The following is a 363-nucleotide window of genomic DNA, read 5'->3' as shown; positions in this document are numbered from 1 at the left end:
AATGTAATTGTATATAATTTTTTATATACGCGAGTAAAATTTTTGAGTAATCTTACTTTATTGTAAGATATTAAGAAACTAACTCATCAAATTAGGATTAAGTGGTTAAATTAATAAGGGCGCATAGTGAATGCCTTGGCATTAGAAGCTGATGAAGGACGTGGCAAACTACGATATGCTTCGGGGAGACGTAAGCAGTCTTTGATCCGGAGATTTCCGAATGAGGAAACTCGGTAGCGTTAATACGCTATCATCATATAATGAATTCATAGTTATATGAAAACAACCCAGTGAACTGAAACATCTTAGTAACTGGAGGAGTAGAAAGAAAAATCGATTACCTTAGTAGTGGCGAGCGAAACG

Annotated in this window: 1 rRNA gene (cut by a window edge); it reads left to right on the top strand. The window is 35.3% G+C overall.

What is annotated here, in order from left to right:
* Positions 1–103: 103 nt before the first annotated feature.
* Positions 104–363: ribosomal RNA gene (locus RR062_06180) — 23S ribosomal RNA — on the top strand (its annotated part continues 269 nt past the right edge of the window); the annotation flags it as partial.

It is taken from the genome of Clostridia bacterium, from assembly GCA_036654455.1.
Classification (GTDB): Bacteria; Bacillota; Clostridia; order Christensenellales; family CAG-314; genus JAVVRZ01.
This window is presented reverse-complemented; position numbering and strand designations above follow the sequence as displayed.